16 protein-coding genes are annotated in these 25,543 nt (G+C 37.2%); 11 read left to right on the plus strand and 5 right to left on the minus strand.

The features are described 5' to 3' along the window. Positions 1-60: 60 nt before the first annotated feature. The 5 genes from ACAM30_RS10610 (at position 61) to ACAM30_RS10630 (ending at position 8,155) form a co-directional block, all read left to right on the plus strand. Positions 61-1,284, plus strand: coding sequence for a dicarboxylate/amino acid:cation symporter (locus ACAM30_RS10610; RefSeq protein WP_369618462.1), 1,224 nt, complete (start codon positions 61-63; stop codon positions 1,282-1,284). 300 nt (positions 1,285-1,584) lie between these two features. Next, complete coding sequence (locus ACAM30_RS10615; RefSeq protein WP_369618463.1) at positions 1,585-2,994, plus strand: aspartate aminotransferase family protein; 1,410 nt, start codon at positions 1,585-1,587, stop codon at positions 2,992-2,994. Between the two features lie 293 nt (positions 2,995-3,287). Beyond that, complete coding sequence (locus ACAM30_RS10620; RefSeq protein ID WP_369618464.1) at positions 3,288-5,633, plus strand: TonB-dependent receptor plug domain-containing protein; 2,346 nt, start codon at positions 3,288-3,290, stop codon at positions 5,631-5,633. A gap of 30 nt (positions 5,634-5,663) precedes the next feature. Next, on the plus strand, positions 5,664-6,908 hold the full coding sequence (locus ACAM30_RS10625) for a DUF4374 domain-containing protein (RefSeq protein WP_369618465.1): 1,245 nt from the start codon (positions 5,664-5,666) through the stop codon (positions 6,906-6,908). Between the two features lie 89 nt (positions 6,909-6,997). Next, on the plus strand, positions 6,998-8,155 hold the full coding sequence (locus tag ACAM30_RS10630; protein ID WP_369618466.1) for a PepSY-associated TM helix domain-containing protein: 1,158 nt from the start codon (positions 6,998-7,000) through the stop codon (positions 8,153-8,155). A 475-nt stretch (positions 8,156-8,630) separates the two neighbouring features. On the opposite strand, the gene ACAM30_RS10635 is transcribed toward ACAM30_RS10630, so the two are convergent. Beyond that, the gene (locus ACAM30_RS10635; protein WP_369618467.1) at positions 8,631-10,751 is read right to left on the minus strand and encodes a TonB-dependent receptor; all 2,121 of its coding nucleotides are present in this window, start codon (positions 10,749-10,751) and stop codon (positions 8,631-8,633) included. A gap of 322 nt (positions 10,752-11,073) precedes the next feature. Between ACAM30_RS10635 and ACAM30_RS10640 the strand changes: the two genes are divergently transcribed. After that, positions 11,074-11,232: a hypothetical protein gene (locus ACAM30_RS10640; protein ID WP_369618468.1), complete on the plus strand. Its 159-nt coding sequence runs from the start codon at positions 11,074-11,076 to the stop codon at positions 11,230-11,232. An 11-nt stretch (positions 11,233-11,243) separates the two neighbouring features. Here the strand turns inward: ACAM30_RS10640 and gldA are convergent, their stop codons facing one another. After that, complete coding sequence (gldA, locus tag ACAM30_RS10645) at positions 11,244-12,140, minus strand: gliding motility-associated ABC transporter ATP-binding subunit GldA (protein WP_369618469.1); 897 nt, start codon at positions 12,138-12,140, stop codon at positions 11,244-11,246. A gap of 144 nt (positions 12,141-12,284) precedes the next feature. Between gldA and ACAM30_RS10650 the strand changes: the two genes are divergently transcribed. Next, entirely contained in the window at positions 12,285-12,863 is a 579-nt protein-coding gene (locus tag ACAM30_RS10650) for an outer membrane beta-barrel protein (RefSeq protein ID WP_017497267.1), read from the plus strand. Between the two features lie 482 nt (positions 12,864-13,345). Beyond that, on the plus strand, positions 13,346-14,692 hold the full coding sequence (locus ACAM30_RS10655) for a deoxyguanosinetriphosphate triphosphohydrolase (protein WP_369618470.1): 1,347 nt from the start codon (positions 13,346-13,348) through the stop codon (positions 14,690-14,692). A gap of 18 nt (positions 14,693-14,710) precedes the next feature. Here the strand turns inward: ACAM30_RS10655 and ACAM30_RS10660 are convergent, their stop codons facing one another. The 3 genes from ACAM30_RS10660 to ACAM30_RS10670 form a co-directional block, all read right to left on the minus strand. After that, positions 14,711-15,712, minus strand: a complete 1,002-nt coding sequence (locus tag ACAM30_RS10660) for a DUF3078 domain-containing protein (RefSeq protein ID WP_369618471.1) — start codon at positions 15,710-15,712, stop codon at positions 14,711-14,713. A 31-nt stretch (positions 15,713-15,743) separates the two neighbouring features. Further along, positions 15,744-17,531, minus strand: coding sequence for a 1-deoxy-D-xylulose-5-phosphate synthase (locus ACAM30_RS10665; protein ID WP_369618472.1), 1,788 nt, complete (start codon positions 17,529-17,531; stop codon positions 15,744-15,746). Between the two features lie 103 nt (positions 17,532-17,634). Beyond that, complete coding sequence (locus ACAM30_RS10670) at positions 17,635-18,402, minus strand: energy transducer TonB (protein ID WP_369618473.1); 768 nt, start codon at positions 18,400-18,402, stop codon at positions 17,635-17,637. 57 nt (positions 18,403-18,459) lie between these two features. Here ACAM30_RS10670 and ACAM30_RS10675 point away from each other — a divergent pair, with 57 nt between their 5' ends. The 3 genes from ACAM30_RS10675 (at position 18,460) to ACAM30_RS10685 (ending at position 25,486) form a co-directional block, all read left to right on the plus strand. Next, entirely contained in the window at positions 18,460-18,903 is a 444-nt protein-coding gene (locus ACAM30_RS10675) for a nucleoside deaminase (protein WP_369618474.1), read from the plus strand. Positions 18,904-18,915: 12 nt separating this feature from the next. Then, positions 18,916-19,548, plus strand: coding sequence for a hypothetical protein (locus ACAM30_RS10680; protein WP_369618475.1), 633 nt, complete (start codon positions 18,916-18,918; stop codon positions 19,546-19,548). Positions 19,549-19,816: 268 nt separating this feature from the next. After that, the gene (locus ACAM30_RS10685; protein ID WP_369618476.1) at positions 19,817-25,486 is read left to right on the plus strand and encodes an alpha-2-macroglobulin; all 5,670 of its coding nucleotides are present in this window, start codon (positions 19,817-19,819) and stop codon (positions 25,484-25,486) included. Positions 25,487-25,543: the final 57 nt, after the last annotated feature.

Below are 25,543 nucleotides of genomic sequence, written 5' to 3' on the forward strand. Positions count from 1 at the left end.
TTGAGTAATTTAATTGACTTTATTTCATGTTGCTATTTCTGAATGTAATCCGTTAAAATTATGGAGATTAAAAAGATCGATTTTCTAAAAAGTTACAGCAGTATTCTATTGCTTTTGGGCGGGATCCTGCTCGGAAGTGTTTTAGGATTGGTTTTCAAAGAAAAAGTTGAAGTTATAAAACCTCTGGGAGATATTTTCCTCAATCTGCTCTTTACGGCCATTATCCCTTTAATTTTCTTTACAATTGCATCTTCAATTGCCAGTCTGGAAAGAACAGAGAAATTGGGCAAACTGTTTGTAATCATGGTTCTGGTTTTTTTAAGCACCATTTTAATTTCGGCCATCGTAATGATTGTGGCAGTGTATCTTTTTCCGATTCATCAGAATATTATATTGTCTAAAGTCCCGATAGAAAACATCCAATCAGGAAGTATTGGTGAGCAAATAGCGCAACTGGTTACCGTAAATGATTTCTTTGAATTGCTGTCCCGAAAAAGTATGCTGGCGCTTATTATCTTTTCTTTTTTAATTGGTTTTGCAAGTCTGCAATCCGGAGAAAAAGGAAGCGCTTTCAGAAGTTTTCTGGATTCAGGTAACGAAGTCATGAAGCAGCTTTTGAACCTCATTATGAAATTGGCTCCAATTGGTTTGGGAGCGTATTTTGCTTATCAGGTTGGTGTTTTTGGTCCACAATTGTTTGGTGTTTATGCCAAGCCTTTAGGGGTTTATTATGCGGCCTGTACCTTCTATTTCTTCGTTTTTTTTAGTTTGTATGCCTTAGTGGCCGGAGGAAAGAGAGCTTTTATGGTATTTTGGAGCAATAACATTACACCCGCTTTAACGGCGGTTGGAACCTGCAGCAGTATTGCGACCATCCCTGCAAATCTGGAAGCTGCCGAGAAGATGAACATTCCTAAGCACGTTCGCAATTTGGTCATTCCGCTTGGAGCGCCCTTGCACAAAGACGGTTCGAGTATGTCTTCTATCCTTAAAATAACCGTTCTTTTTGCCATGTTTGGAAAAGATTTCACGGCACCTTCGACCATACTTTTAGCACTAGGAATTACTGTAATCGTTTCAATTGTAGAAGGCGGAATTCCAAATGGAGGTTATATTGGAGAAATTCTGGCCATCACAGTTTACGGATTGCCAATGGAACAGGCCTTGCCGGTTGCCATGATTTTAGGAACTCTGGTCGACCCCATAGCGACTTTGTTAAATGTCAATGGGGATCTCATTTGTTCAATGGTGGTCTCGCGGTTTTCCGAAAAAACGAAGTGGTAACTTCAGGCTTCCAAAAAAAATGATCTAACACATAGAAACATAGATTTTAGGAAGTGAAATGTGAGATGTGAAAAGAATGTCTGGAAGAAATACATTTTTTTATACCGATTCTGTGTTTTATAACAAGTGAAACGACTTAATTTCAGGCAGAAAGCTATGTTTCTATGTGTTAAAATAAATTACACCCGACCAATCAATTTAAATATTAAAATCAGCGTTAATCTGCTTAACCTGTAAAATCCGTGTGCTAATTTTTAGCGGCAAGGAAGGCTTACAGCTAGGCATAAAAAGTAGTTTACAATGAATTCAATACTTCAAAATGATCTGAACGATCTTGAAAACATTCTGGAAAAAGCAAAACAGCACGGAATAGCGTTTTTGGATAATCTTGAAAGCGTTCCAACTTCCAGTAAAAATACAATTGATCCAACGCGAGTACTAAATGAGACAGGTTTAGGATCATTAGGAGCTTTGGAAGAATTTAACGAGAGACTGGCACCCTTGATGGTAGCTTCTCCAGGGCCAAGATACTTAGGTTTTGTTACCGGAGGATCAACGCCCGCATCTATTGTAGGCGATTGGCTGTCTACAGTATACGATCAGAATACTCAGGCGGTTAAGGCTCAGGGAGGAACTTCGGCTCTAATCGAGTTTGAAACCATTCATTTGCTGCGACAGCTATTAGAGCTTCCGGAATCTTTTTTAGGAGGATTCGTGACCGGAGCGACAATGTCAAATTTTACCTGTTTAGGTGTGGCGAGACAGTGGATTGGTGCTCAGTCAGGAAAAGATTTTGCTAAAAACGGAGTTTCCGGGGCCATACCTATCTTAACTGCGACACCACATTCTTCATCCATAAAAACATTATCGATGCTGGGTATTGGAAGTAACAATTATACGGTACTTAAAACGGCAGAAGGCAATAGAGAAGCTATTGATATCGACGATCTGCAGAAGAATATTGAGGCATTAGAAGGAAAACCATTTATTTTGATTTCGAGTGCGGGAACCGTTAATACAGCCGATTTTGATGATTTTACAGCCATTGCAAAGCTTAGAGAAAAGTACAATTTCTGGTGGCATATTGATGCTGCTTTTGGCGGTTTTGCTGCGGTTTCTGAGAAATTCAAACACCTGACAGAAGGCTGGGAAGGTGCGGACAGTATTACAATTGACTGTCACAAATGGTTAAATGTACCTTATGAAAGTGCTTTTTATTTAATTAAGAAAGAGCATGTCGGACTGCAAATTGAGACGTTCCAAAATTCTAATGCGCCTTATTTAGGGAATCCTCTGGAGAATTTTAATTACCTGAATGTGCTGCCTGAAAATTCACGCCGATTAAGAGCTTTACCGGTTTGGTTCTCTTTATTGGCCTATGGAAAAGAAGGATTTAAAGACATCATTGAGAAAAGTACGGCATTGGCACTGCATTTCGCAAACGCTCTTATCGAAGACGAGAACTTCGAACTGCTAGCCCCAATCCGACTGAATAATGTTTGTTTTACATTAAAAGGAGATCATAATCAGGAGAATGTAAGCAAATTTTTGACGCATTTAAATGATACCGGAAAGGTGTTTATGACGCCAACAGTTTATCAAAACCGAAAAGGAATCCGAGCGTCTTTCGTCAATTGGCGTACTACTGAAAATGATATCAAAATAATTATCGAAGAGATAAAAAAGACCCTTTCTGAATTGGATTTTTAATCCGATAATCTAAAATTTTAAAGCCCGATTAGATTCTAGTCGGGCTTTTTTTTGCCTTTTTTTGAAAATTGGAAGAACGGTCAGTCCGTAATTTTTAATTTTTATCCCATAATTTCTTAAGGAAAGATTAAGTAAAATTTAATTATTCTTTAAGTATCGGCCTGTTTGTTATGTTTTCTTTCGTTTAAAAGTTAATTACTATTCTTATTTAGAATAATTAAAAATAACTTGGAAAAAATCTTTTGAGAGCCTAATTTTGTTGCTAATTTAATTTTCAAACCAAAATTTATTAGATGCAAATAAGTAGATTAATACTCTTGATCGCCATTTTTTTTATTTCACTTCAGGGGTATTCACAAAAGGACAAAGTAAGTTTAACCGGAGTTGTTGTTAATCACCTTGGGAAAACTGCCGAAGGAGTTTCAGTAGCTTTAAAAGGAACAGCATACAGTACACTGACGAATAATAAAGGAGAGTATAAAATTAGTGCCGAGCCGGGAAATTATGTTTTGCTTGTTACTCATGTGGGTTATAAAACCACAGAAACGGCAATTTTTTTAAAGCTGGGAGGAAAGCCTACTCAGAATATTACGATGGAAGAAGATATGGCAGCTTTAAATGAAGTGGCTGTAATAGGAAAGTCAAAAGTTCAAAGAGTACGAGAACAGGCCTATAACATTACCGCTATAGATTTAAAGAAAACCTACAATACGTCTGCCGATTTAAATCAGGTTCTGAATAAAACGACTGGAGTCCGCATTCGGGAATATGGAGGATTGGGATCGGCTTTTAATTTTTCACTGAATGGTTTCTCCGGGAATCAGGTTAAATTCTTTCTGGACGGAGTACCGATGGACAGTTATGGTTCGGCTCTTACGCTGAATAATATTCCGGTAAACATGGCCGAACGAATTGATGTTTACAAAGGCGTTGTTCCTATAGAATTGGGGGCAGATGCGCTGGGGGGAGCTGTTAATATCGTAACCAACAAAAATGTAAATCGTTACATCGATGCTTCTTATAGTTACGGATCGTTTAATACGCACAGAGCAGCCATAAACACAAGATTTTCCGGTAGAGATGGCTTTATCGCTAATATTAATGCCTTTGCAAATTATGCCGACAATGATTATAAGGTAGATGTAAGTGTTGTGGATAAAAATACCTCGAAGTTTTTACCGGAACAAAAATACAAGCATTTTCATGATGCCTATAAATCAGGAACTATAATGGCAGAAGCAGGATTTAAAAACAAGAGTTTTGCTGATTATTTGCTTGTTGGTTTTGCTGTTGCGGGCAATAAAAAAGAAATTCAGCAGGGAAGAACCATGCAAAAAGTAGTTGGGCAGGCTTTTACAGATAGTGAAAGTTTTATTACCTCTCTGAAATTCAAAAAAAGTGATCTTTTTACCAAAGGATTGTCTTTAAGTATTAACTCCACTTATGCTTTAGTAAACAACCGCTCGATCGATACGTCTTCACGAGTGTACGACTGGACAGGGAATTATATGTACAGACAATTTGCAGGAGCAAATGATAAAGGTGAATTAGGAAACAAAACAATATACGTTTACGACGAGGCTAATGCACAGCTGACAACAAATTTAAAATATCAGTTAAATGAACAGCATTCGTTAGCGGTAAACTATTCTTATTTGGGCTACAAACGCAAAGAGACAAACGAGTATTTAAAAGTTGTAGAACTGGGAGAACCTACCATTGACAAAAATATTCTGGGGCTGAGTTATAATTTTAGCGGTCTCGATAATCGATTGGCTATTTCGGGTTTTGGTAAAATGTTTGATTTAGCAACTCAAATGATTGCCAATAACATAACACAATCTTCTTCATCAACAAATTATGGTTATGGTGCTACTTCAGCATACCATTTGACAGATAAATTTCAAATTAAAGGTTCCTATGAACATGCGTATCGTTTGCCTTCTGCTACAGAAATGCTAGGCGACGGACTTACCATAAACAGTAATATCGGATTAAGACCTGAGAGTAGTGATAATGCTAATTTGGGGCTGGCTTTTAATACTCAGAACAGTAAAAATCATTTTAATGTTGAGACAAGTATCATTTACAGAGAAGCAAAAGATTTTATCAGAGAAAAGCAGGAGGGAGACAAAACGGTTTTTGAAAACCTTCAAAACGTACAAATAACAGGCATTGACGGTGTTTTTAGATACGGATACAAAGACTTCATACATTTTGAAGTAAACGGAACTTATCAAAAGAGCCTTAACAAAAACAAATACAAAGCAGGAACAACCAGTCCTGACGCACTGTATGACGCACAATTGCCCAACGTTCCGATCTTCTACGGAAATGCTGATCTGACTTTTAATTTTAAAAACATCAGACATCAGGACGACAAACTTTCTCTAAATGTAAGCGCCAATTATATAGATGCCTTTTATCTGACCTGGCCGGTACTGGGAAGTCTGGAGACCAAAAAAGCTATTCCGGAACAATTTACACAAAACGCTATGGTTGCCTATTCTTTTGTAAACGGCAAATACAATCTGGCTTTCGAGTGCAGAAATATTACCGACATAAAAGTGTACGACTATTTTAAGGTTCAAAAACCCGGACGTGCTTTTTCAGTGAAGTTCAGATACTTTCTACAGTAATTTAAATAATAACCCTAAATAATTATAATCATGTTTGTAAACAAATTCGCAAAATGCTTTGCATTGGCTTTTCTGTCATGCTCTATCTTTTCATGCAGCAGTGATGATTCCTCGAAAGATGGAACACCAACTGTAAACGGAACTAAATATGTAGCATCTTATTGGCTGGCCGATTATACACAGTATATATTAGATTTTAATTCTACAGATCAGTTAATGACCGGAGAAATTAGTGCAAAAGGAGTGGGGATTGAGCAGGGAGGAAGTTGTTTTCCTGTGAACAATACATTTTTTGCCTTAAGCACAGAAGATGAAGGGTCGGTATCGTTTCGTCTGAACAATGCCGGAAAGCTGGCAGCGGGAGATAAGATTTCTTTCGAGTCTTCTTATGCTGTAGGGTATACGGATGATAAAAAATTAATCAATATTGGCGCAACCTGGGACGGTAGTTCATCTGATTATGAATTGATGATTTACAATCCTGCGACAGTTTCTATCGATGCCCGTAAGTTCAACGATTTTAGTGTGAATCCAGCCAATAAAAAAATATTATACTGGCCAACAGGAGCGGCAGTTTCAGGGGATAAACTTTTTGTTCCGGTGTATACCAAAGATGTAAGCGACGGAACCAATAAAGTATTATCGTCTGATGCTACAATGAGAGTATACAAATATCCTTCTTTAGAATATGTAACGACGATAAAAGACACCAGAACAACTGCAATTGGTCTTTATTATACCAATACCGGAATTGTTCAGACAGAATCTGGGGATATTTATACGTTCTCCTCTAATGCTCGTGCAGGAGGTTATCCGGTTACAGGAGTTTCATCAGGAGTTCTACGTGTTAGAAAAGGCGATGCCAAGTTTGATCCGGGTTACTTTTTCGATCTTCAGTCAAGTACTTTAAAAGGTAAAGTTCTTGCTGCTTATCCTTTAGGAGGAGAGAAAGTTTTCATCTCTTATATTCCTACCGAAGTTGATGCTGTTAATTCTGTATACAGTTTCCTTAACACAAAAACAATTTTCAAATCGGCAATATTGGATTTATCTGCCAAAACAATCCTAGCGGTTACCGGATTACCGGATCATGGCGGAGATGAATTCTTCGGATTGGGAAGTATGTTTGTAGAAAACGGAAAAGCATACAAAAGTTTTGTAACAGGCGATCAGGCACGTGTGTACCAAATCGACATTGCAACCGGTGCTGCAAAAGCGGGTGCGCTTATCAAAGAAGGTCTTTATTTGCCTTCAATTGGTAAACTTACTTACTAAATTACCACATTTTTAAGCGGCTTGAGGGTTTTTAATAATCCTCAAGCCGTTTTATTTATAAACGAACATAGTTTAAAACTAATATTTTAATGAATGCTATTAAAAACCGCACAGGTAAACCGCCCAATAAAGGAAAATCACGTTTTAGTAAAATCAATGCCTGGCTGCACTTATGGCTGGGACTTGCTTCCGGAATAATTGTATTTATCATGGCAATTACCGGCTGTATTTTGGTTTTTGAAGAAGAAATCAAAGAGTTTACTTCGCCCTGGCTCAATGTCGAAGCTCAAAGTCCTGAGCAGTTATTACCCCCTTCTAAAATTTATGCAGCAGTTCAAAAAGCACTGCCCAACAAAGAAATTCATGGTTTCTGGTATAATGGTTTAGACAAATCAGTTAAAGTCGATATCGAATCGGATTCGTTGATTTATGTAAACCCCTATAACGGTAAAATTACCGGGATGGTTGATCATGAAGATTTCTTTCACATAATCGATGAAGGGCATCGGAATCTTTGGCTGGAGCGGGATATTGGAGCGCAAATAACGGCCTGGGCAACCTTTGTTTTTTTCTTTTTACTGATAAGCGGACTGATATTGTGGTTTCCGAAAAAGTGGAACAAAACAACCATTAACAGCAGTTTTAAAATAAAGTGGGAGGCTAAGTTCAAGCGCCTCAATTACGATTTGCACAATGTAATGGGTTTTTATGTGCTCATTTTGGCATTGCTGATTTCTTTTACCGGATTGTTAATGAGTTTTCATTGGCTAAGGGAAAGTACCTACTGGATTAGTGGTGGATGGGCAGAGGTAAAGGAGCAGACGGTTTCTGTTAAAAAGGAGCCCCTGTCTAAAGAGCAATTAGACAAACTGACTGCTGCCGATTTTATTTGGAAAAAGGTTCGGACGGAAATTGCCAAAGAAAATAAAGAAGCAGTCATCATTCATTTTCCCGATGATCCGAAAGAAGATTTTTACGCCTGTACGGATATGTACAAAGGCATTTGGAGAGATCTGTATTTTGACTCCAAAACGCTTGAATTACTTCCAAAATCAGAAAAATATATTGGTAATGAACGTTTTTCAGATTGGTTGATGCGATCCAATTACAGCCTTCATATTGGTGCAATAGGAGGATTGTCGACCAAAATAATTTATTTCATAGGCAGTTTAATCTGCGCCAGTTTACCCATTACCGGATTTTACATCTGGTGGGGCAGAAAGAAAAAGCAAAAATCAAAAGTTTAGTGTTGATTTGATTTTAGCAGTTTTGTGTTAGTTAGTTTCCTTAAAGTCTTTTGTGTGAAGTAAAATTCCTCAAAAGACTTTTTTTGGCTTTGTGGGACTTCGACTTCGCTCAGTCTGACAAAGTTCTTAATATCATTTTCAAGGTCTTTTTACTTGTGGCGGTATGCTGAAGGATAAATAATCTCAACAAGACAAAGCACCGGAAAATGATTTAAGATTTTTGATCTCTTGTTATTCAATAGTGAAATTGTCAATTTTGTACAGCTCCAAACATCTGAAATCAAGAATCGTTAATCTTCATTCTAAAATCTCTTAACTTAATCACATTGACCGAAGCTCTGGAATTGCGTCTTTGCGAGCAAAAATGCCATACTTGCTTTGCGGTTAATTTCATAAACAAAAAGAGCCTGCTAACTACAAACAGGCTCTTTCATTCAAAAAAAAAACAAAAACAAGGAAACTAAAGATCCAAATATTAAATTCTGTACGTAAACGCTATAGTAGCAATACGGTTGTCCAGATCATATCTTTTATTGATGCTCGTTTGAGCTATGACTGAATTGATATGAAAATTATTGGTATTAAAAATGTCCGTAATATTAAATTTGATACTTCCTTTCTTAGCCAGTACCTGTTTTGAGATTCCAATACTAAAATCAAAAAAAGCATCTCTTTCATAAATACCCAGATTCGATTTGGATTGATACTGTGCATTAGCTTCAGCTTTCAGGCTATCGGTGATCGTAAAGGAGTTCTGTATACTCAGATTTAAAGTAACGATAGGATCAATTTTATCTGTGTTTACCACATTCCCCATAAACTTGTTCTCAAAAACATTGAAAAGAGTGTTTACTGACCACCATTTGTAAATTTCGGCTGTATTGGTAATATTTACGCCATAATTAAAGGATTTGCTCACGTTAATTTGGGAAGTTACAGTAGTGTTGTTGGCGGGATTGTAATCGTAAACCTCTGTAAAAACATCTTTGGTTTTACTGAAATACAACGAAGCCATAAAAGCACTTTTCCAGGCATATCCAATTTCCGTCGAATGTGTAATCTCAGGAACCAGATTCGGATTTCCCTGTGAATAGTTAAACGAATCATCGTAAAAACGGAACGGATTCAAATCAAACTGACTCGGTCTGTTGATTCTTTTACTGTAAGAGGCATGTAGAGAATGATTGCTGTTTAACTCGTATTTTAAAGAAACACTCGGAAACCATTTTAAATAATCGTCCTTATGAGTTTCATTTAAAGTTTTTTGTACTATCTCAATCGCAGTATATTCCGTTCTTAACCCTCCCTGAATATTTAACTTTTCCAGTTGGTATTTATAATTGGCATAAGCAGCATAAATCTGTTCTTTGTACTCAAAATGATTGGTTGAGTTAGGATCAACAACCCACTGATTATTGTCGTAATATTCGTAAACCGATGGATTGTCATTGTTTTTAACGCTGGCTTTAGCTCCCCATTCGATAGATTGCTTTTCCTTTAACGGATTAACGAAATCAATTTTCCCCGTAAAAACACTCAATTGCGACGGAATAAAACCTCTACGGTCATTAATGTTGACTGTCGCAGGATCTGTATTTTTTGCACTTTGAAACTGATTCGATCTGAATTTCGACGTTTCATACTCGAAATCAAAAGACATGTTTTTGCCCTCGGTATTAAATTTATGAACTCCGGAAAAGCCATACGTATAATCGTTCCACTTCTCTTTACTGTCGTTGAAGGTCAGAGCATCAAATTGCACCTGATTCGAAGCATTCAGCAATGTATTTCTTCCGTTGGCGATGTTTTCGTAACGCCCCAGTTTGGCATCAATATATACTTCTAAATTCGTTTTAGGAGAAACCTCATAAGTGGTTCCAATTTTAAAATTATTCGAAGTCAGCGGTTCGTTTGTAATGGAGGTCTGATGGTTGTTTGTCGAAATAGTCTGACGTGTATTGTCAGTATATTGAATCTGGTCGAATTCTTTACGTTCTTCCTCCCCTCTAAAGGTGTAACTGTAGTTTCCGTAAACGCCAAATTTGTCTTTGTTATAACTTAAATTAACACCGGAATTGGTTCTGTTTTTACGGGCTCTTCCGTAATTAGTGAACACCGTTCCTTTAAGTCCGCCCGTATTAGGTTTCTTTAGAACAATATTAATAATTCCGGCTTTACCGGTCGCATCATATTTAGAAGAAGGATTAGTAATCACTTCAATTTGCTTGATATTGGATGAGGTAGTTGACTTTAAATAATTGGCAAGTTCTTTTTGCGAAAGCTGTGTTAACTTCCCATTGATCATCACTCCGACACCTTGCTGCCCACGAATCGATAATTCGCCATCCTGAGAAACGACAACGCCCGGAGCACGTGATAAAACGTCTAAGGCAGTACCGCCTTCAGAAACAATACTATTTTCTACATTAAAAACCAGTCGATCTGATTTCTGAGTATATAAAACTTTCTTTTTTGTGATTACAATTTCATCTAAAACATTAATCGAGGTTTCGACAATGCTGTCTTTTCCTTTTTCCGTCTGCGAATATCCGTAGACTGAAAAGGCAAGTACAATAGATGTTATAATATTCTTCATGGTATTTTGGAATGATAGGGGTAAAGTAATTTTTGATTTTGGGCGAATAAGTAGAAAAATTAATATTTTCCGGAAGCTGTATTCTATTGTAGAACGAGCTGTTCGAGTTTGTCAGAAAGTGTATTTTGAAGAAGTATTAATCGGTTTGAGAGCTTATATATGGAGGCTTTTATGGGAGGAAATATGGAAAACATGAGTGATTATTTGAAGTTTCAGTTGTCAAATATAACACTATTTATAATAAGTCTAAATAAATATAGTTAAAATTTGAAACAAATTATATAACCTGCTAATAATGAGTGCTTAGTGTTTTTGTAAAAAAGTGGAAAATTTTAAATTATCGGATAAACTTGAGAATAAAACCAATAAAAATCGGGCTTCACAAGATTTTAGAAAATGGAAAAAGGGAAGAGGAATAAAAGCAGAAAAACCAACTTATTCTATAAGAGAACAAATTGGTTTTTACTTTAAAATGAAGTAAAGCTGGAAATCCTATTTTGTAATTTCTCTAAAAACAGCTTCGAGATTTTTATTTTTCTGGTTCAGTTGTAATGTTTTTAAACCATTTTCATTGGCAAAATCAAAAATAGCCGGACGCATGTCTTTTTCGGCAATAAAAGTCAGCTCCCAGGTCATGTCATGTGTGTTTTTGTAGGCCGTAATGTTTTCAAGTTTTGCCAAAAGCTGCTCTTCTACCTGATAATCAAACTCTACCTCGATCACTTGTTCTTTGTCTTCAGATACCAGGTGGTCTAATTTTTTGTCAGCAACAATTTGTCCTTTGTCAATAATAATGACACGATCGCAAATGGCTTCAACTTCCTGCATGATATGAGTAGACAGAAAAACGGTTTTATCTTTCCCTACATTTTTGATAACATTTCGAATTTCCATTAACTGGTTAGGATCCAGTCCGGTAGTAGGTTCGTCCAGAATTAAAACCTCCGGATTGTGCAATAAAGCATTGGCAAGTCCCACACGCTGGCGGTATCCTTTGGAGAGCTGTCCTATTTTTTTATGACTTTCACCTGACAGTCCTGTCAGTTGTATGACTTCTTCAATTCTTGATTTCGGAACCTGATAAACATCGGCATTAAAAGCCAAATATTCACGAACATACAAATCCAGATACAACGGATTATGCTCCGGTAAATAGCCAATAGAACGTTGAACTGCCTTTGCATTCGTCATGACATCATGACCGTTTACAAGGGCTGAGCCGTTATCTGCCAGTAAATAGGTCGTCAAAATTTTCATTAATGTAGATTTTCCGGCTCCGTTTGGACCCAAAAATCCGACGATTTCTCCTTTTTCAATAGAGAATGAAATTTCATTTAGCGCTTTTTGCGTTCCGTAACTTTTTGATATGTTGTGTACTGCTATCGACATGACTTTTTATTTGCTACAAAAGTAAACAGAAATACGCTCGATTGCTACATTTTTGTCTTTTAAAGAAATCATAAAAAAAATATAAAAGCCAGTCGTTACGGCATCGTTCTTGTTAAAGGGATATCAAATTTAAAATAATTTATAATGAAAAAAATGTTGGTGGTTCTTGCATTAGCTATGGTTAGCTTTGCAAACGCACAAAAAGGAACAATCTTAGTTGGTGGTGGTATTGGTTACACTTCTCAAACCAGAACTTTAGGAAACAATGAGGTTAAAACGAATGAATTTGATTTTTCTCCAAAAGTAGGTTACCAATTTCACGACAACTGGACTGTAGGGGGTGAGGCTTCTTTTGGTTCAAGCAAAACTGAGCAAGGAGTAAATGAAGTGAAAAACAACACTACTAAATTAGGTGCGTTTTTACGTTACACTATGCCATTAAACCAAACTTTCGCATTCTTCGCTGAATTAGGAACAGGTTTTCAAAGTGCAAAAGACAAAACGTACACTGGACCAATGACTTCAACTGCTAAAGCTGACGGTATGTACATTGGTATTACACCAGCTCTTTTCATCGATATGAAAAAAGGTTTTGGTTTAAACTTTAACATTGGTGGTTTAGGGTACAACACTTTAAACTATGATAACAATGGACCAGAAGTTAAAAACTTCAATTTTAATTTTGGTAGAACATTTAACATTGGAGTTTCTAAAAACTTCTAATCTTAAATAGTATTCAATTTCAGAAAAGCATCCGCCGCGGCGGGTGCTTTTTTTGTTTAGTCCTTTTGTATTAATGTACGAAGCAATGCTAACAATAGTGAAGTTGAAAAAATCATAACTACAAGAACTTCGCTTTCGCCTGTTGGTACTAAAAAAACAAAATATATTTAAATAAAATCTGTTAGGAGAAATTGTTTTTAGCACATAGAAGTATAGATTTAGTTGTCTAAAAAGGTGTTTCACTTGTTTAAGAATACATAAACTGCTATGTGGGAGAAATATATTTTTGTATGTCATCTTTGTTTTACTGCTAAGATCTATGTTTCTATGTGTTTAGCGAAATTTTGGAGTTGACTTATGAGATTCAAGATGCAATTTTGTTTTGCAAGTATATTTTTGTCCCGGTAAAATCATAAAATAAAACGTATTTTTGGCACTTAGATCAAAAATCTAAAATCCACAATCTGAAATCTAAAATTACCATGAACTGGGAACAACTTTTATCACTCAAACGCCAAGGCGATACCAGCAAAAGATTACGTGTAGAACAGGACGATACCCGATTGGGTTTTGAAGTTGATTATGACAGAATAATCTTTTCGGCGGCATTTCGCTCTTTACAGGATAAGACACAAGTTATTCCGCTTTCGAAAACCGATTTTGTGCATACCAGATTGACACACAGTTTAGAGGTTTCGGTGGTCGGACGTTCACTAGGACGTTTGGTTGGGAAAAAAATTATTGAAAAATATCCTCATCTAAAAGAAGTTCACGGGTATCACATGAACGATTTTGGTGCTATCGTCGCCGCAGCTTCTCTGGCGCATGATATAGGAAATCCTCCTTTTGGACACTCAGGAGAAAAAGCAATTGGAGAGTATTTTTCGATCGGAAACGGTTTAAAATACAAAGACCAATTAACGGCTAAACAATGGCAGGATTTAATTGATTTTGAAGGAAATGCCAATGGATTTTCGGTGCTTACGGCAAGTCGTCCGGGAATTGAGGGAGGACTTCGAATTTCGTATGCTACGCTTGGCGCTTTTATGAAATATCCGAAAGAAAGTTTACCTAAAAAGCCTACTCAGAATATTGCCGATAAAAAATACGGTTTCTTTCAGGCCGATAAATCTTTTTTTGAAGAAGTGGCCAATGACATGGGCATGATTGTCAATAAAACAGGAGATGATATTGGTTTCGAAAGACATCCGTTGGCTTATTTGGTTGAAGCAGCCGATGATATCTGCTATACCATTATTGATTTTGAAGACGGGATAAATCTGGGATTAGTTTCAGAAGATTATGCCTTAGAATATTTGATTAAACTGGTAAAAGACAATATCGGAGTAGCCAAATACAAGACTTTAACAACAAAAGAAGACCGAATTAGTTATTTACGTGCTTTGGCTATCGGAACGTTGATTAATGACGCTGTAAATGTTTTCATCGAGAATGAAGAGGCTATTTTGGAAGGGAAATTTCCTTTTGCCTTAACGGATAAGAGTAAATACAAAGCACAGATGGATGATATAATCAAACTAAGTGTCGATAAAATCTACCAGAGCCGTGAGGTGGTTGAAAAAGAAATTGTAGGGTATCAGATTATTCAAACCCTGTTGGATAAATTTATAACGGCTTTCAACAACAAATACGAAGGAACAGCTTCAAACTACGATAAACTGCTTTTGAAAATGCTGCCTGAAAAGCATCATTTAGAAAAAACCAATTTATACGAGCGTTTGCTGCACATCTGTCATTATGTTTCTTTGTTAACAGACGGAAATGCACTGGAGCTGTTTGAAACGATCAATGGCAGAAAAACCAATTAAGAATCAACAATTGCTGATTTATTGAAAAGCATACACCAGACCCACACCTAAGACTTGTCTTAGCTGGGCTCTTGGTCCGTTGTTGACTTGTGAAGTTGTTCCGGTAGCAGGATCAAAAAAGTCTTTTTTGGTTTTGATATCATCATCATACACCAGATGTACACCAATATTTGCTTTTACATAAGCATTTACCACAAGATCCAAACGGGTATCGTAATCTATATCGACGTTTCCAAATTTGTTTAGATAATCGGTATACAAACTCAAACGATTTTCGTAGAATATATTTTTAAAAATCTCACTTTTCATGTATCCGGTAAGCAGAATACCAAATTCGGCTTTTACCTTCTGTCCGTTTTCAACTAAAATTTTAGAGTTTGGGTCCATTGGGTCCACTATATAAGTCGCTTTTCGCACACCAAAAGCTCCCTGATTCGCTAAAGCCTGATCGAGAACTAAGGTAGTTTTTAAGGTAAAAGGAGAGAAATATAAGGTTCGGTTTTTCTTTTTATCTGAATTTTCAGCTCCGGCTCCAAGGAAGACATAAGCCGGTGCAAAAGGTCTGGAGATAGCAACATCCTTGTTAGGGTAGTTGTATCCGTCGGTAAATTGAGTATTGAAGTTGAATTTCGCCGAGTAGTACCAATTTGAAATCGTATCTTTTCTAAAACCGTAAGTCGAATTGAATAGAAAAGCATCATCAGTTTTACGGAGTTCGGTACCGTCCTGCTGGTTTAAACCGTATTTTACAATAAGTTCATTGGCCCATTTGTGGTTCCCTTTGATGTAAGTTCGGTTAAACTCACCTTTGAAAAGTCCCGAGATCGAGCTTGTTCCCCCCGCACTCCAGTTTACAAAAGCAATTTCGGAAATGTCAAAGCCCAGTTGATTTTTTTTGGTCCAGTTTGATGGCGGTGCAGGTAATTCGCCAGGATCCAATGTCGTTTGTATAATTTGAGCAAAGTTATTTGAAGTACACAAAAGCAGCAAAAGCAAAAGGGCAGAACGCAATAATTTCATTGTGATTTTATTTTTTGACAGCGCAAAATAATTATTTTGTATCGTTTGAAAAAAGATTTATTAAACTTTTAACGTCAATTTTACACAATTGTTGTAACTGATTCACCGTTCCATGCTCTATAAACGTGTCCGGAATACCCAAAACTTCGATGGTATTTTTGAAATTATGTGAGGCCGCAAACTCCAAAATGGCACTTCCAAAACCACCGTTTATAGTACCGTCTTCGACTGTAATGATCCTCTCGAAGCTTGATAAAATAGTGGTTAATGTATTGATGTCTAGTGGTTTGATGGATGGGAAGTCGTAATGAGCGATGGTCTCGGAATTGTGAGATTCGTTTATTGCTTCGATCACATTATTTCCAATTGTTCCCGTAGACAAAACGGCTGTTTTTGTGCCCTCTTTTAAACAATTTGCTGTACCAATTTCAATTTTTTTATAATGTCCGAAATTTTCTACTTCCCAATTTGGGATGACGCCCCGGCCCCTTGGATATCGAATGGCGATGGGATGATTTAGCCCTAATTGTGCCGTATATAAAATATTCTGTAAGTCAATTTCGTTGAGAGGAGCATAAATAATCAGGTTCGGAATGGCACGTAAATAAGCAATGTCAAAAAGGCCATGATGTGTTGCTCCATCTTCGCCTACTAATCCGGCGCGGTCGAGACAAAAAATAACAGGCAAGTTTTGCAGTGCAACATCGTGAATGACCTGATCGTAAGCACGCTGTAAAAAAGTCGAATAAATATTGCAGTAAACCGTCATTCCCTGAGTAACCATTCCTGCCGCAAGTGTTACCGCATGCTGTTCGGCTATTCCAACGTCAAAAGCACGTTCTGGAATCTCATCCATCATAAATTTAAGAGAACTTCCGGATGGCATTGCCGGAGTGATTCCGATGATTTTTTCGTTCTTTTTGGCTAAATCTAAGATCGTCAGACCAAAAACATCCTGATATTTAGGAGGTAAATTTTCTTCTGATTTAGCATAGACTTCTCCGGTTGAAGCATCAAATTTCCCCGGAGCATGATATTTTACCTGATTTTCTTCAGCCTGCTGTAAACCTTTTCCTTTTGTGGTTACAATGTGCAGGAATTTAGGACCTTTTATTTTTTTTAAACGATTAAGTTCTTTGATCAGGGCTGGAAGATCATGACCGTCAATTGGTCCCGAATAATCAAAGTTTAATGACTTGATGATGTTATTCTGTTTTGGGTTTTTCCCGTTCTTAACAGCCGTTAAATACTTTTTCAAAGCTCCTACACTTGGATCAATCCCGATGGCATTATCGTTTAGAATGACCAAAAGATTGGCATCCGTAACCCCGGCATGATTCAAGCCTTCAAAAGCCATTCCTGAAGCAATCGATGCATCACCAATTACGGCTATATGCTGTTTATTGAAATCGCCTTTTAGTTTTGAAGCAATGGCCATTCCAAGTGCCGCCGAGATAGAAGTGGAGGAATGTCCTACGCCAAATGTGTCGTAAATACTTTCGCTTCTTTTCGGAAAACCGGAAATACCTTCAAGCTGTCTGTTCGTGTGAAAAACTTCCCTTCTTTCCGTCAAAATTTTATGTCCGTAGGCCTGATGTCCCACATCCCAAACCAATAAATCGTCGGGAGTATTAAACACATAATGAAGTGCAATGGTCAATTCGATTACACCCAGACTGGAGCCTAAATGCCCTTCTTTAACCGAAACAACATCAATAATAAAATCGCGTAATTCCTGTGCAACCTTAGAAAGCTGCGCTTCTGTTAATAAGCGTAAATCAGCGGGATTGTATATGTTGGAGAGTAAGTTACTTTTCATTGTAAGGTAAAAAGCAAATTTACGGTTTTTAAAATTAAATTCAGTTCAATGAAATTATCTAATATTTAGCAATAGATATGTTAAACGATGTATTGCACCATTTTTACTGTTCAAATGGAATTGATAAAGTATAAGTCGAGCGAACAATTTTATTTTTAAATTTTCCAGGAAGCCATTTGGGGCCTTTTTCTAAAACTCTTATTGCTTCTTTACCGTTTTCTATTGATGTGTTTTTAATAATATTGAAATTAGTTAAACTGCCATCTTTTTCTATTACAAATACCACAGTTGTTTTGTCCGGATCTATTTTCGTTTTACTTGGAGCAGTATAATTTTTAATGAAAAACTTTTGAAATTTCTTCATTCCATTTTTTGGAACAGGTAAAATATCCAAGTCACTTGAGTTGTAAATAATAGCATACGTACCATTTGGAGTGTTTGTTAATGCAGAATCATTCGCAGGTGTAATCGCTATACCAGTTGTATAGTTTTTATGTTCTGCAGGTACTACTTCAACTTTGTCAATTTTTTGTTTATTACCGTTTTGATCCTGACAGCTGAATAATGTAGTCCCCATCGCAATAAACAATGCCAGCAAAAACATTTTGTGGTATTGCGTTTGCGAGTATAAAACACGACTCGGAATATGAATAATTACATTGTCAATCTGTGTATTTTTGAATCTTCCGCAGATACTTTTATTTTGATATGAAATAAAATAATGCTGAATTTCTTCTGTTGACATTTTTGTGAAATCAACTACAGTTTTGGTACAGCTTAGGCAAAATCTCCCATTGTCTTTTGGAGTCATTTTATCCCAGTTTTCTTGGCACGGCTCAGGAATAGTAATTTTGCGTCTTTTGTTCATCATTTAAATTTCAATAATTAAATGTAATAAAAAATATAAGTAAAATGTACTTTTGTAACTATGATAAATCCTTTCACCGACGAGTATTTTATGAAAAAAGCTTTGCAGGAAGCTGAAATGGCTTTTGAAAAAGGCGAAATTCCTGTTGGAGCAATCATTGTAGTTGCCGATAAAATCATTGCAAGAAGCCATAATTTAACCGAATTGCTTAATGATGTTACGGCTCATGCGGAAATGCAGGCGATAACAGCTGCTGCCAATTTCTTAGGTGGAAAATACCTTAAAGACTGTACGTTGTATGTTACCCTCGAACCTTGCCAAATGTGTGCGGGAGCTTTGTATTGGAGCCAGATTTCTAAAATTGTTTTTGGCGCACGCGATGAACATCGGGGTTTTATGACCATGGGAACCAAATTACACCCCAAAACGACTGTGGTTTCCGGAGTGATGGCCAATGAAGCTGCCGATTTGATGAAGCGTTTTTTTGTAGAGAGACGGAAATAATTGCTGTAAATCATGACCAATTTTTCAACCATAAAAAAACTATTTCGCATCACTGAATCTAATGGTTTTGCAGATAGTGAAATTGAGGCAGTTAAAAATATCTTTGGAGCACTTCCGCAGGTATTTGTTGACTACTATATGGAACTGGGTAAAATTCAAAATCTAAACCATACACAGGATTTATTAATCGTACCGGAGCGTTTTCAATATTATAAACACAATGATTATTTGATATTTTATTCTGAAAATCAAAAAGCTTGTGTTTGGGGGATTCATAAAGAGGATTTGTCAAAATCTGATCCGCCGGTATACATGAGTGAAGATGAAAAGGACTGGAATCTGGAAACGGAAACGTTAAGTGATTTTTTTACTGCAATGGCTTTTCTTCAGGCGGGTTTTGCTTTAAAGTTCCCGGGTAATACATTTTATGAATTGGAAGAAGATGAATTGAATTTTGTTCGCGCAAACTTCAGAAATAAAGGATTCTCTTTTAAAAAGTGGCTTGGAGGAATAGATTTTTATGGCAATTATGATGATGATGTAGTCATAGTGCAGGCAGCGAATCAACTGTTTTATGCAGCTGACACAAAAGAACATTTCGTTGCATTGGACAAACTATTGTCCGGACTTGGGACAGAGTTATAAAAAGGGGATAGTTTAAAAAGATGATTTCCTGAAGTAACAAAAAAAGGAAAGAATTAACCCGAAATAGTCTTTGAGAATGCTGTAAATCATTTTTGTCCTTAAGGGCATTTAAATATTTTACCTTGGAGAATTTTCCTCTTAAAAGATTTAGAAAAATACATTATATTTATGCAATATAATTGACATACCACTAGTTTATTTGTATAGCAGTAAAAGCTAAAGTACACTGTCAATTTCCAAATTCGTAAACCTGTAATTCTAAATAAAAGTGAAAGTAAAAGGACTATTTCTCGTGTTTTGTACGTTTTTTATTTTTCAATCCTGTGGCCGCAAATCAGCTGCCGATTTCAATTCCGATTTTTCATTATTCAAAGAGTACATTGTTAGTTTTACTGGAGGTATCGTCTCTTCGGAATCTGATATTAGAGTTGTTTTGGCTTTTGATAAAAAAGAATGGAAAGTCAATCAGGAATTAGACGACGATTTGTTTGATATCTCGCCAAATGTACGTGGAAAAGTAGTAGCACTTTCAACCAATACAATTGCTTTTATTCCGGAGAAAAAACTGGAAGCAGGAACAGAATATCAGGTGACTTTAAACTTAGATAAGCTTATCACTATTCCAAAGGAAAAAGAGAAGGACCTTTCAAAGTTCAACTTTACAGTTAAAACCATCAAACAGGATTTTACCATTAATACGGAGGATATTCAGTCTTACAGTAAAGATTACCAGTATCTGAATTGCGTTTTAAAGACGGCAGACAATATGGATGTTGAAACGGCTAAAAAGCTTGTTACAGCTAGTCAGAACGGGAAAGATGTTAAAATTAAATTCGAAAAACAAACAGGAACAGCTAAGGAATTCCGTTTCAAAATTGACAGTATTCAGCGGTTTCTGGAAGCTTCGAATCTGGAAATCGCATACGACGGAAGTGATTTTGATATTGAGCAGAAAGGGCAATTGGATTATCCGATTACAGGTGTAAACGAATTTAAAATTGTAAAAGTCGATATTCCTGAAGGAAGCAATCAGTCCCTTTTGATTAATTTCTCGGAACCATTAGAAAAAGGACAGGATTTTAAAGGATTAGTTTCTATTCAAAATACCAACAACTTAAAGTTTTCGACTCAGGGGAATGTATTGAAAGTATATTTTAGCAATACCGCTCCGGAGAAAAAAGAAGTTCCGGTAGTGGCAGAAGAAAGCACAGCCTTGGCAGTTGATTCGTCAGCGGTTGTGGTCGATTCAGCGGCGGTTGTTGTGGATAGCGCTGCTGTGGTAGTCGTTCAGAATGAAGAACCGGAGCAGGAAGCGGAAGTAAATTTATCGGGAGAGTTGTTGTTGGAAGTTTTTCAGGGAATCGAAAGTCAGTACGGCAAAAAGATGGAGGCCAATTATACTGAGAAAATTAATTTTGATCAAATAAAACCTAACGTTCGATTGGTTAAAAATGGAACAATTTTGCCAAGTTCAAACAACCTAAAATTAAACTTCGAAGCAGTAAATCTAAGTGCGGTTGATGTAAAGGTGTATAAAATTTACAAGAACAATATTCTTCAGTTTTTGCAGTATAATGAACTGAACGGAAGTCAGAATCTCAAGAAAGTGGCACAGCCGATAGCCAAAACCACACTGAATTTAGTCGAAAGCAAACTGATAAATCCGGCTAAGTGGAACACCTTTGCTCTGGATTTGTCTAAAATCATTACGCCGGAACCGGGAGCAATTTACCGTGTAGAATTTGTTTACAAAAAGAAATATTCCCTTTATAAATGTGAAACCTCAGAGGAGAGTTCGGAGGAAGAGGAGGAGGAAGTAGATGAAAATGATGTGAATTACAGCGGCAATTCATACGACGATTACTATTATGACGATTACGACTGGAGAGAAAGTCAGGACCCATGCACAGGATCGTACTACTATAATGCCAGAATTGCGACAAATATCTTAGCAACCGATTTAGGGGTTATAGCCAAAAGAGGCGAAAATAAATCGTATGTCTTTGCAGTCAATAATATCGTAACCACAGAGCCGGTTTCGAATGCGAGAGTGGATCTGTACACCTTTCAACAGCAAAAAATCGCAACTGCCGCAACAAGCAGCGAAGGAATTGCTACGTTTCAGCTCAACAAGTTTGCTTACTTTGCTATTGTTACTTTAGGAGATCAGTCCACTTATGTGAAGTTGGATGACGGCTATTCGTTATCGGTAAGTAATTTTGATGTTGCGGGTGAAACTTTGCAAAAAGGCTTAAAAGGATTTATCTACGGTGAGCGCGGTGTTTGGCGCCCGGGAGATAATTTGTATCTGTCATTTATCTTAAACGATGCGTCGAATAAACTTCCAAAATCACACCCGATTAAATTTAGATTAAACGACCCGAACGGTAAAACAACGTATCAGACGATTCAGAAAACAAACGATCTGAATCATTACAGTTTTATCGTTCCAACAAGTGCCGACGCGCCAACCGGAAATTGGGAAGCAATGATAAGTGTGGGTGGTGCCAAGTTTTACAAAAGCATTAAGATCGAAACGATTAAACCGAATCGTTTAAAAATCAAAAATAATTTCTCCAGAAAAACATTATCATCTTCGTATCCAAATACCAGTACTCTCGAAGTGACCTGGCTTCATGGTGCTATTGCAAAAAATCTAAATGTAGAAATGCAGGCAAAATTTTCGCAGCAAACCACCACTTTTAAAGGATATGAGAAGTTTAATTTTGACGATTTGGTGCGTCAGTTTAGTTCAGAAGAAATTAATATTTTCTCCGGAAAATTAAATGAGAACGGTAAAGCATCGGTCGATATCCATCCAAAATTACAAGGGCAGGCTCCCGGCATGTTACGTGCCGCCTTCATTACAAAAGTATATGAAGAAGGAGGCGATTTTAGTACTGATGTTATTTCGACGACCTATTCACCATACAAAACTTATGTGGGGATAAAATCGCCTGAGCCTAACAAATACGGAATGCTGGAAACCAGAACGAACAACCGTTTTGATATCGTGACAGTGGATGAAAACGGAAGGCCAAAATCAGTAAGAAATCTGGAAGTAAAAGTCTATAAAGTAGATTGGCGCTGGTGGTGGGATGCTTCCAGTGATAATCTATCTAATTATAACTCATCGGATGCGACCACATCTTATAAAACTTTTGTGATCAATACAGATTCGAGTGGAAAAGGAAGTATTCAATTTTCTTTAACCGATGAAGAATGGGGACGCTATTTGATACGCGTTGCCGATCACACAGACGGACACGCAACTGCTTTAACCGTAAATATTGACTGGCCAATCTGGTCCGGAAAAACCCGTAACAGAGATGCATCTACAGCCAATATGCTGGTATTCTCTACCGATAAGAAAAATTATGCTGTAGGCGAAAAAGCACAGATCTCTTTTCCTTCCAGTGAAGGAGGCCGCGCTTTGATCTCGATCGAAAATGGTTCAAAAGTAGTACAGACTATCTGGGCTAAAACCAAACAGGGAGAAACTAAAGTCGAAATTCCGATTACGGCAGCAATGGCACCAAACGTATATTTTAACATCACACTTTTGCAGCCACACGCTTCAACTAAAAACGATTCACCTATTCGTATGTATGGAATTGTTCCGATAGAAGTGGTGGATAAAAATACCATTTTAGCACCGACGCTCTCCATGCCGGATGTTTTAAAACCGGAGCAGACTTTTACCGTAAAAGTGGGAGAGAAAACCGGAAAAGAAATGACCTATACCATTGCAGTTGTAGATGAGGGACTTTTAGATTTAACCCGTTTTAAAACGCCAAATGCCTGGGACAGTTTTTATGTGCGTGAAGCTTTAGGAGTTAAAACCTGGGACATTTACGATGATGTGATCGGAGCATACGGAGGAAAAATAAATCAAATCTTTAGTATTGGTGGAGATCAGGATTTAGGAGGCGGCAAAGCCAAAAAGGCCAACCGATTTAAACCTGTAGTATTGTATTACGGACCATTCAAATTAGAAAAAGGTCAAACGAAAGCACATCAGTTAAAATTGCCTAAATATATTGGTTCGGTTCGTACGATGGTCGTTGCAGGTGATGCGAATACAAGTGCCTACGGAAGTGTCGAAAAAGCAACTCCGGTTAAAAGTCCGCTGATGGTATTGGCTTCATTGCCTCGAAAAATATCGCCTTCAGAAAAAGTAACCATTCCGGTAACCGTTTTTGCGACCGAAAAGAATATTAAAAAAGTAACAATTCAGCTTAGAACAAGCGGTGGACTAAAAGTAATGGGAAGTAACGCTCAAAGTCTTAATTTTGCTCAGCCTGATGAAAAAATGGCTTATTTTAATCTGGTAGTAGGTTCTGCCACCGGTATTGGAAAAGTGCAGGTAGTTGCGACATCAGGAAAAGAGAAATCAGTATATGATGTCGAGATCGATATGACCAATCCTAATCCGGTTACAAATACCTATACAGATGTCATTTTGCCTCCAAACAGCAGTAAAACCATTACCTGGAAGACCTTTGGAGTTTCGGGAAGCAATAAAGCCAGACTGGAAGTTTCATCAATGCCGACCATCAACCTTAACGGAAGACTGCAATATTTGATTCAGTACCCACATGGCTGTGTAGAGCAAACCACTTCGTCTGTTTTTCCACAGTTGTTTTTAAGTGATATTGTTGATTTGGATAATACCCGAAAAGGAGTCATTCAAAAGAACATAACGGCCGGAATTAGCAAGTTGGGAAGTTTCCAATTGCCATCAGGCGGTTTAACGTATTGGCAGGGAAGTACCACTGCCGATGATTGGGGTTCTTCTTACGCCGGACATTTCCTGATTGAAGCAGAGAAAAAAGGGTATGTTTTACCGATTAACTTTAAATCAAAATGGATTTCTTATCAGCAAAGAGAAGCCAAACAATGGCGTTTTGAACCTAAGTACGGTAATGATCTTGCTCAGGCTTACCGACTGTACACATTGGCTCTGGCTGGTAATGCAGATTTGTCTTCGATGAACAGATTGCGCGAAACAAAAGGCATTTCAAACGAAAGTATGCTTCGTCTGGCTGCTGCCTATGTTTTGGCCGGACAGAAATCAGCAGGGCAAAATTTATTATTGCGCACCAGCATTGACAACGAGTCCAGCGAGTACAATTATTACTATTATGGATCAAACGAGAGAAACAGAGCGATGGCTTTAGAAACGATGCTGCTTTTAGGACAAAAACAAAAAGCATTCACTATGGCTTCTAAATTGGCTAAAGAAATGTCGACGAACCAATGGATGAGCACGCAAACAACTGCTTATTGCCTGTATGCCATGTCTAAATTTGCTGCGAGCAATGGACCTAAAGGAATTAATCTTCAGTTCAGTAAAAATGGAAAAGGGGAAACTATAAATACACAAAAAACAATTGCCGACAGAAGCTTAACAGTTCAGACGGGTGCCAATAGTGTTGTTCTGAAGAATCTTAAAAACAATACGGTTTACGTTAGAGTTTTAAATACCGGAATATTACCAATCGGACAGGAAAATGCTGTTCAGAGTGATGTTTCTGCCAATATTGTTTTCAAAAACAGAAAAGGAAGTGTTATTAATGTTTCGAAAATCAGTCAGGGAACCGAATTTGTGGCAGAAGTTACCGTTAGAAACCAGAGAAATGAAAGCGTTCAGAATGTGGCGCTGTCTCAAATCTTACCATCAGGATTTGAAATCGTAAATACCCGTTTCACAGATTATGGTGATGCAGTCAATAATATTGCAGACTACATTGATATTCGCGACGACAGAACCAATTTCTATTTTGGAATGAAATCCAGAGAAACCAAAGTATTCCGAATTTTATTGAACGCGTCCTATTTAGGTAATTATTATTTACCGGGATTGCAGTGCGAAGCGATGTACGACAACACCTTCCTGGCCCGAACAAAAGGATTCTGGGTTGAGGTTGTAAAGTAAAATATTGGGAATAGATTTTTCGCCACAACTCGAGCGATAGCGAACAGGCGAAGCAAT

The organism is Flavobacterium sp. CFS9, from assembly GCF_041154745.1.
Lineage (GTDB): Bacteria > Bacteroidota > Bacteroidia > Flavobacteriales > Flavobacteriaceae > Flavobacterium.